Consider the following 13855-nt stretch of genomic DNA (forward strand, 5'->3'; position numbering starts at 1 on the left):
GCCCGTGTGAGCCAAGAGATATTGAGCCTAAAACGTAGGAGATCTCACTTCGTCGGCGCGACGGGCTGTATTGATGCGTCGGGGTGGTTGGGCTTGCAGGCCTCGGCTATCTGCTGCTGCAGCTTTAGTACCGAGGCCTTGTTCGCTTCGCATTGGCGTCGTTGGGCATCCTTCTCCATTTCGCAAACGGCCCTGTTGCTGTCATAAATAGCATTCTGGCTCGACTTTGCCTTTTCGCACAACGGATCGTCGAACCTCCCAAGGCAGTTGCCAAGTAGGGTCGCTACACATCGCGTACAGTCCCTCGTGTCTTGCGGCTGCGTGCAATCTTGCTTGGGATCGCAATTCGGAATCTCAAGAGTGAAGCCGCATGCGATGGTTGGGTCGGACCAAGCCGGGTGGGCACTGAATAACAAGAGCGTGCAGAGAATTGCTAGGCACCGAATCATGGTTGCGACTTGGCTCCGAGCATGGGCGCCACAGAAATGCAGTTGCTCGCCAAATTTGCGATCTCAGCCTGCAGCCGTTGGTCCTCAGTCCTCTGCTGATCTGTAAGGTCTGTTATCTGGTCGTTTAATTCGTTTATCGAGGCTAAGGTTTCCTTGGAGGTATCGCCGCGCAAGATCAAAAGCCTGATCTGATTGTTGCGAGCGTCGATTTTTGTCGCATACTCGCCCATCTGAATGGGCTCCAAGGCATTCTTGATATTGGTCTGGGTTCGGCAGTCGAGGTAGTGCACCTCCGACTGCGTCGCATATGTGGCTTCCACCCTAGCAACAACCCAAGCGACCGCTCCCGACACGGTTACAACGATTGTGATCAGAATACCGATAATCTCACGGTACGGCTTCGACCACTCTAGGAGAGCCGCTAAACGACCCCTTCGCAATGCTATGGGTGCGGGCGCAACACGCTCACGTGCTTCTCCTCCGGCGGCTTTGATGCGAGGTGTTGCAGCGGTTCCTCTCCCTTGCCTCCCTGTCTTTGGCACTGCGAATAACTCCAGTCCGCGCGGAAGCAATTCACTCAGATTTTACTGGCTTATAGCTTAAATTGGGCTCGTGGTCATCAGAATACAAGTTGACGCATAACCTGCGGTGCCTTGCACATTGTCGACTCATACGCGATTGTGTCGGCGCCTTGGGGAGGGGTGGGGGATGAATCGAATTATCATGTTGACCGCGTGTCTGGCGTTGGCTGGATGCGCGTCGGCCAATACAGTCCAGACTTCGAAAAACACCGCAGTGGTACAGTCATCGGCTGCGCCTGCATGCGGTGAGATCGGCGCTGCCAAGGTTGCCCAAAAACAGGCTGCTGTCGCCACTCTTAAGGCCGGCTACGACAGCTACATCATTGTCGATGCAGCCTCTCAAAACAACGTGCAGGTCGTACAGACACCAGGTACCTACAACACGACTGCCGTTGCAAATGGCAATTACGTGACAGCTACGACAACCTATCAGCCCGGCGTGCCGATCGTGATGGGGCACCACAACCAGGCGTTTGCCATTAGAATGTTCAAAAACGGCGAACCCGGCTCTGAAAACGCTCTGTCTGCTCGCGATGCGCTTGGGCCCGATTGGCAGAACAAAATGAAGCAGGTCACGCTGACGTGCTCGACTAGCTAGGATCTGCGTCAAGGGAGAAGACGGAAGAACCAAGACCAGATTTCGCCCAAGAGCCGTGACCCGAGGCGTGTTGCTGCTTGGGATCAAGGATGAGACCGATGCCGACGGGATCAAGGTTTCGGCGGGCTTGGTCTCCCGGTCTTACCTCGCGGCCGCCCGCAGCGATCCGTCATCAGTGCAATCTTCGCACCGTCATCATCGACATGTCCGTCGGTTTTGTATGATCGAAATAGCACATTGTATGCACTGCATTCAGATCACATTGGTTCACGGTAAGTGACGCATCGAAATTACCAGATGGATCGGTTAGGAATGTACCTGGAATATCCTCTTGGAACTCAACGCTGTTTACACCTTGATGTGACATGTTATGAAAATGAACACTGTTGAAAAACAATTCCGGCCAGATATCGCCACTGCCTTTGACCGAAATTGTGGAGTGAAGTGTCGCTTTCACAGGAGAATACGGCTCAAACCCGACGCAGGAGGCTTCCAGTTTCTGCCCGCTGTCTTTTTTATATTCAGATCCCAGATATAACTGGCACTCGGTACACATGCAGTCATGTCCGTGTTTTTCCACCTGAGTGCAGGATGAATCCGTTGAGTGATGGCTCAAGCCAAAAGCGATCACGTTACATGCCGCCAACAGCTTGATATCGCTTGGCACAGGGTCGATTACTGAGGCAGCCGCGTCGACCTTAACGCAGTCTTCCCCGCTTGACGCTGCTGAACCACACGCTTTGATCAAATCGGCTATCAGCGCTCTCTCGTCACTGATCGTAGCAAGGTACGCCTCCGCTATCTTGGGCTTGAATTCGAAATAGTCGTCAGGTGAATTAAGCGCCGACTGAACAAACTCAATACGGTCGGTTGCTAAATCGTACCCCTTTATCAATTCTCCCATTATTGCCGCTGAAGAGTTAAAATTATGCCATTTTGCTTCGTTAGCCTTGTGCAGTGCGAGCTGAAACGCCACAGAATTAGCGTACGGTGCAAAAAGCACCTTAGAAGTGCTTGGCTTAGCACCCGGGGACGTAAGGTCTTTTTCAAATTTACTAGCGAATGACAGAAGAGCTGCGGGATCGGTCAGAGAGGTCGGATGATCATCCACATATCCGGTCTGCGCAATTTCAATGTGGACTCGATCCTCAGCTGTTAGCTTTTGCCAATCCGAGGCAATCTTTGCATCCAATGACGCCGCGCCATAGCTTGCCATCAATTCGCCCTGTAGGCTCTTGGCTTCCGCATCAGACGCATTTCGAAGCTCAACAACAGCAACAAATTCGCCGCCGCTAACTACATTGGTTATATAGCTGTCGCCGCACGCCTGTTTGAAAAACGCCGGCGACACCTTAAGAGCTTCCAAACCGTCATCAGTCATCTTTATATCGCCGTCGATTTGGTCCTGATCCCCATCCACGATAATCCGCACAGACAAATATTTATTGTTGTCTGAAATACTTTTACTCACAAGCGTTGACAGCTCCGTGCTGGCAGAACCGTTCATGCCAAACATCGACGCGTACGCGTGAACGCCGAGGGAGTCACGAAAAGTCGACATTGAATTTATCTGGAAAATTTCTTTTTTAGAGCTGTAATCATTGCTTCCGCCAGGCTTTTGTTTGTCCAAAACGGTGTACTTAATACAGGGTGGATGAATTTCACCGGTAACCGGGTTAAATCCATAGCCAAGTCCAATTTGCTGATCGAAGTGTGAAACATTGAGCCCAGCCGCGCTGGCTTGACCCAATGTTGCTGCAAGCAAGAGCACAGCCGCCAGTGAACGTTTCATACTTCCTCCCCATTTCCGGCCCATGATTCATCATGCGGATTGTTGGGCCGATGGCAAGATGGCCAATGCGCAATCGCGAGGTCCAAAAGATAACTAGGGACCGACGCTCTCGTCCTGAATTCACCGCCGGCCCCGCTCCGGTGAATGTTTCGGCCCGGGCGCCGGAAATGCTCTCCAGGGTCTCAATAGTGCGGTCAATCAGGTGGACCGAGCCATCTCCTGTGCTACGCACGCTCGCTGCCCGCCGAAGATCTCCACTGTTGGACGGTCGCTGAAGCTCAATCATAAGCGCCTCCGGCAATGTTACGGATCGTTTCGTTTGCGCTCGCCACTAGGTCGGCATAAAGTCGGCGAGCAGCGACCGCCTCGCAGGTGTATCGACCGTGCTTGTAGTGCCCGTGCCCCGGGCCTCTTGGCGCTCCGCCACCAGCACCGTGAAACCGGCAGACGCGATGACCTCGCTTTGCTGGGGCCTTGCAGCCGACACCTGTGCGTTTGCTACGCGCCTTACAACGCGGCGCCGCGTGCGCTTTGGCGATGTTGTTTACGGGGTTAGCGTTCATTTTCTTGCTCTGCCCCACCCCCATGGGAGACATTGCCGACGATGGCTTGGCCGCCTTGCTTCACTGTAACGTGCTTCACGATAACCCTCTGCTCTCCCTTGCTGCGGTAGCGCTTCAACGCCTCGACCTGAGCTGCAAATGTCCTGGCCAGCCTGTTCATGCTGCGCTCGTAAGCCTCTAACTGGCTGTTGTTCGAACTGTTGGCCGGCAAGGTCGCAACGAGGTTGGCGAACCTCATCATCGACATGTGGATGGCTGCCATCTGAGAGGCAATCAGTGTTTCAGTCGGATCTTGCGGATTAATCCCGCGTGCAATCGCTATCGCATAGTTCATCGCGTTGACGTCGACCGCTTTGTCCTTCTGAGCCAAGGCCGCTAGGTCTTTGAGGAGCCCCTCAAGTAGTGGAAATTCGGTCACGCCGAACGCTTCCATCATCAGGTTATAAGCAACATCACGGTTGTCGTGGTCGGGAAGGAGGCGGGCTTGCACGGTGTCGCCAACCTGAACAGATTCGCTCTTAAGGTAAGGCGCCTTGCGTGCCGCTTCCTTGCGTTTGGCAAATGCCGACAACCCCGCCGCCTCCGGCGCAGTTGGGTTGTATGCGCATGGTGCGTTCGTTGCTAAGCTCAGATTGTGGACCTTGGCCATCTGGTTTCAGGTATTCGACGGCATCCAGCGCCATGTAGGCGCCACGCTATAAGTCATGCTGATCGTGGCATCGTTATCAACAATGACCGTTGCCGGCGTAGTGACGGCGATTGTCACCCCGTTGACAATGATGGCCGTGACCGTGCCGCCGGAGATATTCACCAAAGCAGATTGACCATTGGTGTTTGATATCGCCGTCGTACTGGCGGGAACAGACGGCGTAGACACCAGATTTTGAAGCCGGCTGACCCAATTGAAGCCTTTCCGGTGGGTGGCAACTGTCGGATGGAATAGCGTGCCGGCGCCCCCATAGGTCATATTGCGGAATTCATTGGAGACGCCTGCTGTCGCATCTATGCCGACGTTGCCCACGGCAAAGAACGTCATCGTTCCGCCTGCCCATGTGTTAGCTTGGACATTAGCGGAATCGATAAGAACGTTGGTGGCGTTCACTTCGAAGTCGCATGCATCGAAGAAGTTTCCGGTGTTCGCATTCCCGGTCGATGTCATGTGCAAGCCGATATTGGCATTCCCCACGGCCAGCTTAAGCGTGTTCATGGAGCCGGCAACGATCTGAACGGCTGTCCCATTGCCGGATGCGCTGCAATTCACAGTTAGCACAGCACGTGAGGTGTAGACCCCGTTGAACTGCACTCCCATGTTGGCGGCATTTGTAGAGGCATTCTGAACGACAACATTTTCGATTACGGCGCCGTTGAGTGCATCGCCAGTCCCGCGAGCGAATTTGACCAGCACGCCGGCAATGTTGCCCGCAATGTTAAAATCAGACAGATGCAGGTAAAAGATCGGGGTTGAAACAGACGTGCCCTGGACGGTTAGTCCGAACCCCGCATCGAAGATGATGCGAGAATTCCCGTTGCCGTTACCCCCAATGACAAGACCGTTTCTCGGCACTGTCCACGTAATATTTGCTGTGGCACGGAAAACACCGTTCCCCAATTGCCCCGCTCCAACGACTGCAACCCGTGTGAACCAGTTGTTGAGCGCCGTCGTGTCATCTGCAACACCATCGCCGACTGCGCCAAAGTCATATGGCGAGAGCGCCTCTGAGGCCTTGCTGTTCCATGTGCGAGTGGCAGCGCCGGTGCCGGATTGGAGAAATCCCTGATAGCTAGGCGCGGACGCGCCATTGCCTATGAGCGCGTACCCGCTTGTCCCGAGCGTAAAGTTTGCTAGAGGAAGAAGGCCTGCAACCCCCGTCGTAAGTGGTAGTCCCGTAAGGTTGGTGGCTACGCCAGAGGCGGGAGTTCCGAGGGCACCGTTCTGGAACAATAGTGCGCCCGTCCCGCTTTCGTCAGTCATAGCCGCCCTGAGCTGCGCACTGGTGCCGCCAGCCAAGAAGGCGGCCATATTCGCGGCCAAGCCGCTGATACCCGTGCTAACAGGCAGGCCAGTAACGTTCGTCATGACGCCAGAGGCAGGCGTTCCGAGAGATGGGCCGATAAACGTCGGACCATTGGCGAAAACAAGCGCCCCGGAGCCCGTCTCGTCCGTTACGGCGGCGGCGAGTTGAGCACTGGTGCCCCCCGCGAGAAACGCCGCCATATTGGTGGCGAGGCCAGAAACGCCAGTGCTAATCGGCAACCCTGTGGCATTTGTCAGCAAGCCAGCACTCGGCGTTCCAAGATCCCCACTTTGGAACAAGAGATTCCCGGTTCCACTCTCATCAGTCATCAGCGCGCGAAGATTGGCGCTTGAGGGCGTGGCGACCCACGTGTCAAAGGCGCCCGATCGGGTGATTGCTGCCCATGTCGTCAGGTTGGCTGCCAATGGCTGGAACGGGCCGCCAAATGGAGTTGCGGGATCGGTTAGGACATAAAACGCCCCATTGTACCAAAACGTGTGCGAATTACCGGCGAACAGATCGCCAGCAATGAGCGGGATATAGCCAGATGGCCCGGCCTTGACGATCGTGCGTGGATTGGTGGCGCCGAATTGCAGGGTTGGTGCCGCACCGACATTTGAGCGATCAATGCGGATGCAGAGCAGTTCGTAGAGGTTGATCTGATCGACGCCGACTTCGGTCTGGACGATATAGGCGTCCCCTGTTCCGATGGTCTGGTAGATCGGGTTTATTTTGTTCCAGAAGCGCTTGGTCGCGGCCATCATCATACGGCCGGTCTGATCCACGTAGGCAGGCATGCTTCCCTGCGGCCAACCGGCGGGTACGGGCTCGCTGTTTCGGTCGTCGCGTTCGGACCAGGCTACGTCTGCAATATCGGGCATTTTTGGCGCGCTAGGCTCCTGTTATCAGTCAGGGCCAATGGACCACGCGCGCGAGTCTTTGAGGATTGGAAGCGTGTGCCCTTGTGTGCACCTCTGTGACCGCGTTTGGCCTCTCGAAGGACACGTGACGCCTTAATCTTGTGAAATTGCGTGAACGGTATTAAATGCCCCGATGCAAAAAATGATGTTGCTGGCGGCGGCAGTAATTCTTTCAGCCTGTGTTGATCAGAAAGCCGCTTGGCAAAACACCTTGGCTAATCAGAACCAAGAGTGTTCGGCCTACGGCTTTAAGGAAGGAACAGACGCCTTCGCCAACTGCATGCAGAGCGGCATCGATCAGCGAAGGCAACGCGCGCAAATAGCCGCCACCGCTTTCATGGCCACCCGTCCCGCTCCGCTCGCACTTCCGGCGATGCAAACAAGCCGCCCCGTGAATTGCACCAGCGGCGTTGTCGGGACCCAAATTAATACGAGTTGCTACTGATGCGCCGCGCCCTTGCCTTTGCCCTATGCACCGCCGGTATGATTGGTGTGTATTTTCTTGTCCGCTTTATCGTGACTGGCATCAGCCCCGATTTCGGATATGGCGCGGCGGTCGGATTTATGATCTGCGCTCTTCTATTCTGGCTAAACGAGCGCATTGACAGACGCGCTCGTCGCTAATCACTGTTGCAGCAGCATGTTTGGTTTGCTGACGGTCAGGCTCAAAGGCTGGCGCTGATTTACCTGCGGCACCGCCACACCCTGCGGCACGGACCTAAGCAGCATGTTACCAAGATCCGGCGCGCCTGTTCCAAGAGCATTCTGGACCATCTTGTTACCGAGATACGGGTTGCGCAGAACCGTCCCGAGGCCGCGCGACGCAATTCCGCTGGCGACGCCGGCGCCGAGTGCATACGGGATCGCGGCCGGGTTAGTTGCTAACCCCCATGCGCCAGCACCGCTTAGCAGAGGGTTATTCAGCAGCATCGAGCGTTCCGCCGTACCGCTGGACGGAGCTTCCTTGAGAAACTGTTGGCCGATACGCCCCAGGTCCACGAGATCGGCGCCTTTGCCATAGGCCGCATTGCCATAGGATTTTGCAGCCTGGGTCATCAGCAATGCGGGCGAGATGTCGCCGGTCGTGGACTTCGTGGCAAGCGGTTCGACCGTTTTCAGGGCTTTCCACTGGCTACGGGCAGTGCGGAGATCCGATTGAACATCGGTAGGCGCCGAGCGTTCAAGGGTGCCGTCGATGGCATCCCTGATCTGGTTCGCCGAAAAACTGACGTTCGGGTCCGTGGAGTTCATAAGCCGATCGAGCGGCGCACCCTTTCGAGTGATAGCCTGATAGGTCTTGCCGTCTATGGCGTTGCCACCGGCCTTGTATTGCTTCATCAGCGTCAAAAGCTGGTTGCGCAGCGGCGTGATTTCCGATGGCTGGAGGGTTTGCTGAGCCTCGGTAATTATTTTGGTGATATCGCCCTGGAATTGTCCATCTGCGCTGATGACCGGCGTGCGATCGGCGACGCTATCGAAGACGGCTCCGATGCGGCTTTTCGCAGCGTCGATCACTTCCGGCGTCACGGCTTTAGCGGTCTCGCCGAAGGAATTGGCCACCGCACTATTGAACGCCGTCTGCTGGGCTTCCTTGGCCGCAGTACCGCCGCTCAAAGGCAGGCGATTGACCACGGAATCGAGAAACTTGATCGTCGGGTTGCTCGAAAGCTGACCGGGACCGATGTCGATGCCGTATTTGTCCTTGGCGAGCTGGGCAAGTTGCGCAACTCGTTGCGGGACAGTCCCGCCGCCTAAGAGCTTGTTGACGCCCGCACCAATCGCCTTCCCTGCGATAGGCATTGCACCTCCGAAAAGCAGGCCAGTCGCTGCACCGCGCTTTATAGCTTCAGGATCTCCTCCCGATCTAACCGCAGCGTCACCGCCGCCGAGAGCAGCGCCAGACGCGGCCCCAAGCACAGTGCGCGCACCAATGCTGCCGCTCATACCAAGCGCCGTTCCCACGGCAGGAACCGCCGACGCAAGGCCCCCCATTGCCCCTACGCCCCCAGCAATCTGTGCGCCTGTGGCCAAAATCGGATGATCGGACTGGAACTGTGCGTCGCCGGCGTTCTGCTGATTGAGCGAGTTCTGATAACGCTCGCCGAATGTGCCTCCCTGAAGCTTCCACGAATCCGGCAGCAACGGGTTGATCGCTGGCGCAATCGCGGCATTCGTCGCCGCGTCCAACTTGTTGAGAGCGCCGCCAATGATAGGCACACCCGTACCGGCTTGCCGGATAAGGTTGTTGCCCATAGAGAGAACAGGACTGCCATATGCGTCGGCGAGGCCAACGCCCTTGTCGATGTAGCTGCCGATCGTTGAGCCGATTGTCTTCGGACCTGGAGGCGGACTCGCCGCCGGCAACGGCTCATCGTCGGGGATGCCCCATACCTTGAGGATATCCTGCGGAGGTGTTGTCCCTTCGCCCGACGTCGGAGCGGCGAGGCTTGTGGCTGCGTCACCAGTGTCTGAGACGTCATCCAAATGGATTCCGAAGGCAGCAAGCGGATCAACGTCTGGCGCTGCCACAGGAGGCACAGGAGCGCGTTCGACGGCTGGCGGGGCAGCAGACTGCGGCGCGGGTTGGGGGGCAGCCTGTGGCGCCGCCTGATCGCCAATCAGCGGCGTGAAATTGGGCTGCTGCCCGCTGAAGGGTGGCGGGACGTAGTTGACCGACTGGACCGGATTGGCAGCAAGCTTATTAAGAGCACCCACCGCCGGCTTTGCATCGGAGCCGCCAGCATAAGCCATAGCCGTAGGAGGCTCTGCCTTCATGCCATAGAGTGCTGCCTGATCGGGGTTGAGACCCTTATCCCAAGAGCCACCGGCCATGCCGAGACCCTTGCCGCCACCAAGGTCGAAGTGCATGAGGTCCATAGCCCCATACTTGCCCTTGCCGCCGCCGAAATAGCCGCCCCAGCGGAATTGATCCCCGAGCTCGGGATATTTCTCCTGCTGGACCTGACGCGCGGCCTGCGCAAGCTGCTCGTAGGTCTTGAAGCTTTCCGGAGTCTGATAGTTGGGCAGCGGCTTGCCATCAGGGCCAATGATCCTGATATCGGTCGCTTCGCCCTTGCCGTGGAAGCGAGGATCGCCGGGACGATAGCCGGAATAAGCCTCGACCTGCATACCGGTGCGGGCCGCTGCCTCTTTCAGGATATCGATCAGAGCCGGGTTCACCTTGTCCGCGCCTCTGGCGACAAAGTTGCCGACTTCGGAAAATTGACCCGTCATTCTGAAGCCCTCCAGCCGGGAGGCGAGCAAATCCCCAGTTTATGTGCAGTTTTGAGCGAGGCAGTCAGGCGCGTCTTTTCGGCAGCCGAGAGACAATCGTAGTAGCGCTGCCGATCCTCTTGCCCGAGCAAGTCGAAGGCATAGGCGATGGGGTCTTGTTCAAGGCTCCACGCGGCTACCCAATCTGAAAAATCGTCCTCGTCCTCACCCGATAGCTCAAACGCTCGGGCCTGTGCGGCGCGCAAGCGCTCCAGGACGGTGGCATCCTTGGCAGGCGAATTGCCTGCCCCTTGCGGGATAGGAAATCGGTTGATCGGCTGAGACTGGCCCATTGATCAGCGCACCGCCATGTCGCCGGGATGGAATACGCCGCTGAAATGGCCGCCCGCGTCGCGGAGCTTCTCCGCTGTGGCGCGCAAAACTAGCTCATTCACGGATATGCCACGTCTGGCGGCGGCATCGAAAAGCGCTGCCCTGAAGCCCGAAGTTACCCGGCCACCATTGAGGGCAACGGGAACGATTTCGTCAGCTACATGCCGCGTTCTGCTTTCAGAAATAACGTTCATTTTGGCGAGCAGAGCTCCCTATTATCATCAGGGGAATTAGACCACGCCGGAAGGTCCTTGAGGATTGGAAGCGTGCGCCCTTGTGTGAACCTCTGTGACCTATTCGGGGACGCCAACCTCGCGAATGAAGCGCAACACGTCGGGGTGGCTGCGATAGCCGTTGCGGAGGATTTCAAGGGTCTCCAATTCGCCTTGCAGCACCATCAGCAGGGCAACCCGGCTGATCTCGATCGGTGCTCCCTTGGTCGCTTGTCTGCCTATCCCGTAGCGCTTCACCCATCCTCGAATTGTCTTCTCCGTTCGCTTGGCGATATATGCCGCCTGGCTTACGCTGCAAATCTCGTCGCGGCGCATTAGGACAGCCTTGGGTCTGAAGGCACAATTCATCGATAGGCCCTCGCTCGGATAAGGGCCGCCTGTCGGCAAGCTTCAATCGCCTCTCTCGCTGAGAGGCCAAACCGGTCCCGCAATTGAGGTAATACAGCCGTAGCACTATCGGCGTTTCCAGAAGCAAGCCACTCGGCGGCTAGACTGGCGGTAAGGTCCTCGGTGGCAATTTCTGAAACAAACGCTATCCGATTGGTGGAGGCCTCGAATATCGGAACGCTAACGTTTGGTCCTGGCTCTCCTTCTCTTCCAAGCCCTTCGACGTTGGTGACGCTCTCGGCTTTCGCGATTTCCTCCGGTCTAAGGTCTCGGTCTAAGGTCTCGGTCTTGGTCTTGGTATGTGCACACGGTGTCACAGGGTGTGAAACCACCCCTACAGACTGTCTGCACACTGTCACGGCACGGTGTCCACACGGTCTCATTGGCCACCACCTCGCATAAGTCGGGTCTCCATCAGCCGCGACGTGTTGCCGACGAGCTGGGCGACCGACTTTGAGTTGCCAGCGACCTTGGCGGCCTTCTCCGCTGCCTTCCGGGCCTCGCGCTGGATCCTGATTTCGTTGGCCTCATCAAACGCGGCCACCGCCTTCTCTCGCAGCTTGTCGCTTTCGATCGCCTGGAGTCGGCGGCGCGTACCGGTGGCATGGTCATCGTTTGCCGGCGGGTTATGTCGAAACCACCGCTCTATCAGGATCACGTCGCCATCAGGATCATGGTCGATTAGCCCTACCTCGATGAGTTCTCGGAGAACGCTCGCGTAAGCAGCATCTGTCCATCCCAGATCGGCGCATGCATAGCCACGCGGGAGTTCGTAAACCCCCGCGCTCGTGACATGTGCATTGCTCAGCAAGTAGAGGAAGCCTACCTTGGCTTCGTCAGGCAGCCCGATGAAACGACGGGAACGCCAAACGGCCGGCGCGACTTTGGTGAAGGTGCGGGCGCTCATTTATGCCGCCTCGCTGTAGCAGGGGGCAAACTCGCCATAGACCAAGGCTTCCGCCGCTTTGCGGGCATTGATGGCGTCTTGCTTTTCCTTGTACCGGCCGAGATTTATAGTCCGGTTGTCGAGCCCAATGGCCGCTTCCCATTTGTTCGATGCCGGGACGAAATACACCCCCACCGTTCCACTCTTGTTGGATTTTCCCGGTTTGCGGTTTCTGGCATTTTGCTGCGGCGTTGCTTCCCTAAGATTTTTCCAACGGTTGTCAGCACGCATCCCGTTTCGATGGTCGATATGGTGTTTGGGCCACTCCCCCGTCATAATCAGCCAAGCGATGCGATGCGCTGGGAACAACACATAATCGATTTCAATTTGCAGATATCCGTGGCTGTTTCTCGAACCGGCCAATGCGCCGATACGCTGACCTCCTCTTGCCACGCGGCGCAGAAATGTACCGGTGTCCGGCTGGTATTCAATCAGAGCGCGGACACGTTCCGCTGTAGTCTCTGGCCTTCCTTTGCGGGATTCCGCGAGTGTCTTCTTCCTGGCCATGTCAGCGCACTCCCAGCCCTGCCATGCGGCAGAGTTCACGGGCGGTTGCTGCATTGACGCGGAAGCGGGCCGCGATGCTGGTGACGGCAAAGGAACCATCCTCGACCGTGGACAATTTCTTGCCAGTCGAGTACAAAGGAGCCGCTACAGCTTTCCATTCTACTGAGCCGCCGCGCCCTGCCAGGCCGGCGGCTTTGCTATTATTGTTCATCGCTCCACCTCACGCCGCGACCGGGAGGTTTTCGATGAGCGCGCTGAGTTCGGAAACAAGCACAAGGGTGCGCTTGCCGTTCTTGCGTGGGTTGAGCTTCTTAGCCCGAAACATTTTATAGAGACCGCTCCGACTAATGCCGGAGATCTCCACTGCTTCCTCTACTGATACCGCGATTTTAGTCATCTTCCGCTCCGTAATCGCACCGGGACGTTGGTGCATACGGAGGAAGATGAAGGCTCAAAATTCGGCGGACAATTTCGGCAATTAGGCTGCCATAACTTCGCGGCCTAATTGATTTTCGGCCTAATTCAGATGGGTCTCTCACGCGGGCCGCGTGGGCCGCGTTTTTCCATTTCAGGCAGACGCTTCAACCGCCATGCAGCCCGCGCCTTTTCCCGCGAAACGCCAATCTCTAGAGCCGCTTGCTTTGCTATTTTTTCCATAGAGGGCACCGGTGTGCCGGCGCTGGCGTACCTGTCTAGAAAGCCCTGGCAGAATTGTTCCAGATCCTTTTCTTTGGCGGCCGAGGTCGTGTGCGGTCGATGCCCTACAGCAGCAGCCGGCGGCGGCGCGCTCTTAAGTTCTGGGTGGGCGAGGGCTTTTAAGCCGTCCTTCTCAATGAACAGCCAGCATTGGGGAACTTTTGCGAGAGGATGCCAGCCGTCAGAGCAAAGACTCAACGGCGCTTTGCCTGTCGCGAACCAGTTAACATGCTCTGCCCGATTCCAGACGTGCGGCGGTAGCTTGCTATCAATCGCCCCACCGCTTGTTTGAAGCACCCCCACTAATCGACCGTAGGCGCAATGCTCGCGTAGCGAAGAAACGACAGTATCGAATTGCGCGTTGTCATAAACGGCGGAAATGTCACTAGGCCATTGGCCCGCGAACTGCTTAGCGCCTAGCTGATGAATGGCTTGCGTGAAAAACACATGGTCGGGCGCCTCAAATGGCCAAGAATCTGGCCGAGACCACAGTATCCGCGTCTCTCTCCTCAGCCGTATACGGTCGGCATTATCCATCGCGAAGCACCCTTTGCGAAAACAC

The 13855-nt window shown here is 57.0% G+C and carries 15 protein-coding genes; 2 read left to right on the forward strand and 13 right to left on the reverse strand.

Annotated features, from left to right (window positions below):
- Positions 1-445 precede the first annotated feature (445 nt).
- Positions 446-739 carry a hypothetical protein gene (locus EB235_RS08115; protein ID WP_155256422.1) on the reverse strand — a complete coding sequence of 98 codons (294 nt, stop codon included), beginning with the start codon at positions 737-739 and terminating at the stop codon, positions 446-448.
- Between the two features lie 418 nt (positions 740-1157).
- Here EB235_RS08115 and EB235_RS08120 point away from each other — a divergent pair, with 418 nt between their 5' ends.
- Positions 1158-1628 (forward strand): hypothetical protein, encoded by a 471-nt coding sequence (locus tag EB235_RS08120; RefSeq protein WP_027031474.1) that lies wholly within the window; start codon positions 1158-1160, stop codon positions 1626-1628.
- Between the two features lie 172 nt (positions 1629-1800).
- Here EB235_RS08120 and EB235_RS08125 read toward each other — a convergent pair whose 3' ends face one another.
- The 3 genes from EB235_RS08125 to EB235_RS08135 form a co-directional block, all read right to left on the reverse strand.
- Positions 1801-3420 carry a hypothetical protein gene (locus tag EB235_RS08125; protein WP_155256421.1) on the reverse strand — a complete coding sequence of 540 codons (1620 nt, stop codon included), beginning with the start codon at positions 3418-3420 and terminating at the stop codon, positions 1801-1803.
- Between the two features lie 552 nt (positions 3421-3972).
- Positions 3973-4632: a hypothetical protein gene (locus tag EB235_RS08130; RefSeq protein WP_027031472.1), complete on the reverse strand. Its 660-nt coding sequence runs from the start codon at positions 4630-4632 to the stop codon at positions 3973-3975.
- Between the two features lie 6 nt (positions 4633-4638).
- Entirely contained in the window at positions 4639-6795 is a 2157-nt protein-coding gene (locus EB235_RS08135) for a hypothetical protein (RefSeq protein ID WP_155256420.1), read from the reverse strand.
- Between the two features lie 265 nt (positions 6796-7060).
- Between EB235_RS08135 and EB235_RS08140 the strand changes: the two genes are divergently transcribed.
- Positions 7061-7363: a hypothetical protein gene (locus EB235_RS08140; protein ID WP_155256419.1), complete on the forward strand. Its 303-nt coding sequence runs from the start codon at positions 7061-7063 to the stop codon at positions 7361-7363.
- A 179-nt stretch (positions 7364-7542) separates the two neighbouring features.
- On the opposite strand, the gene EB235_RS08145 is transcribed toward EB235_RS08140, so the two are convergent.
- The 9 genes from EB235_RS08145 to EB235_RS08185 all read right to left on the reverse strand — a co-directional run bounded on the left by EB235_RS08145 (position 7543) and on the right by EB235_RS08185 (position 13830).
- Positions 7543-10152 carry a hypothetical protein gene (locus EB235_RS08145; RefSeq protein WP_051429701.1) on the reverse strand — a complete coding sequence of 870 codons (2610 nt, stop codon included), beginning with the start codon at positions 10150-10152 and terminating at the stop codon, positions 7543-7545.
- Positions 10149-10484 (reverse strand): hypothetical protein, encoded by a 336-nt coding sequence (locus EB235_RS08150; protein ID WP_027031469.1) that lies wholly within the window; start codon positions 10482-10484, stop codon positions 10149-10151. The genes EB235_RS08145 and EB235_RS08150 overlap by 4 nt, the downstream gene beginning before the upstream one ends.
- A 3-nt stretch (positions 10485-10487) precedes the next feature.
- Positions 10488-10718: a hypothetical protein gene (locus EB235_RS08155; RefSeq protein WP_080680845.1), complete on the reverse strand. Its 231-nt coding sequence runs from the start codon at positions 10716-10718 to the stop codon at positions 10488-10490.
- A 99-nt stretch (positions 10719-10817) separates the two neighbouring features.
- Positions 10818-11072, reverse strand: a complete 255-nt coding sequence (locus tag EB235_RS08160) for a hypothetical protein (protein WP_051429700.1) — start codon at positions 11070-11072, stop codon at positions 10818-10820.
- Positions 11073-11523: 451 nt separating this feature from the next.
- Positions 11524-12051 (reverse strand): hypothetical protein, encoded by a 528-nt coding sequence (locus tag EB235_RS08165; protein WP_027031467.1) that lies wholly within the window; start codon positions 12049-12051, stop codon positions 11524-11526.
- Positions 12052-12597 carry an HNH endonuclease gene (locus tag EB235_RS08170; protein ID WP_167334877.1) on the reverse strand — a complete coding sequence of 182 codons (546 nt, stop codon included), beginning with the start codon at positions 12595-12597 and terminating at the stop codon, positions 12052-12054.
- A gap of 1 nt (position 12598) precedes the next feature.
- A complete protein-coding gene (locus tag EB235_RS08175; RefSeq protein WP_167334876.1) occupies positions 12599-12808 on the reverse strand; it encodes a hypothetical protein in 210 nt (69 codons plus the stop codon).
- Between the two features lie 9 nt (positions 12809-12817).
- Positions 12818-12994, reverse strand: a complete 177-nt coding sequence (locus tag EB235_RS08180) for a helix-turn-helix domain-containing protein (protein ID WP_167334875.1) — start codon at positions 12992-12994, stop codon at positions 12818-12820.
- Between the two features lie 125 nt (positions 12995-13119).
- Positions 13120-13830: a hypothetical protein gene (locus EB235_RS08185; protein WP_027031465.1), complete on the reverse strand. Its 711-nt coding sequence runs from the start codon at positions 13828-13830 to the stop codon at positions 13120-13122.
- Positions 13831-13855 lie beyond the last annotated feature (25 nt).

Source organism: Mesorhizobium loti R88b, from assembly GCF_013170845.1.
Lineage (GTDB): Bacteria > Pseudomonadota > Alphaproteobacteria > Rhizobiales > Rhizobiaceae > Mesorhizobium > Mesorhizobium loti_B.

Coding starts and splice junctions, on each gene's coding strand:
- EB235_RS08120 (WP_027031474.1), top strand. CDS start 1,158: ATGAATCGAATTATCATGTTGACCGCGTGTCTGGCGTTGGCTGGATGC.
- EB235_RS08125 (WP_155256421.1), bottom strand. CDS start 3,420: ATGAAACGTTCACTGGCGGCTGTGCTCTTGCTTGCAGCAACATTGGGT.
- EB235_RS08130 (WP_027031472.1), bottom strand. CDS start 4,632: ATGGCCAAGGTCCACAATCTGAGCTTAGCAACGAACGCACCATGCGCA.
- EB235_RS08135 (WP_155256420.1), bottom strand. CDS start 6,795: ATGCCTGCCTACGTGGATCAGACCGGCCGTATGATGATGGCCGCGACC.
- EB235_RS08140 (WP_155256419.1), top strand. CDS start 7,061: ATGATGTTGCTGGCGGCGGCAGTAATTCTTTCAGCCTGTGTTGATCAG.
- EB235_RS08145 (WP_051429701.1), bottom strand. CDS start 10,152: ATGACGGGTCAATTTTCCGAAGTCGGCAACTTTGTCGCCAGAGGCGCG.
- EB235_RS08150 (WP_027031469.1), bottom strand. CDS start 10,484: ATGGGCCAGTCTCAGCCGATCAACCGATTTCCTATCCCGCAAGGGGCA.
- EB235_RS08155 (WP_080680845.1), bottom strand. CDS start 10,718: ATGAACGTTATTTCTGAAAGCAGAACGCGGCATGTAGCTGACGAAATC.
- EB235_RS08160 (WP_051429700.1), bottom strand. CDS start 11,072: ATGCGCCGCGACGAGATTTGCAGCGTAAGCCAGGCGGCATATATCGCC.
- EB235_RS08165 (WP_027031467.1), bottom strand. CDS start 12,051: ATGAGCGCCCGCACCTTCACCAAAGTCGCGCCGGCCGTTTGGCGTTCC.
- EB235_RS08170 (WP_167334877.1), bottom strand. CDS start 12,597: ATGGCCAGGAAGAAGACACTCGCGGAATCCCGCAAAGGAAGGCCAGAG.
- EB235_RS08175 (WP_167334876.1), bottom strand. CDS start 12,808: ATGAACAATAATAGCAAAGCCGCCGGCCTGGCAGGGCGCGGCGGCTCA.
- EB235_RS08180 (WP_167334875.1), bottom strand. CDS start 12,994: ATGACTAAAATCGCGGTATCAGTAGAGGAAGCAGTGGAGATCTCCGGC.
- EB235_RS08185 (WP_027031465.1), bottom strand. CDS start 13,830: ATGGATAATGCCGACCGTATACGGCTGAGGAGAGAGACGCGGATACTG.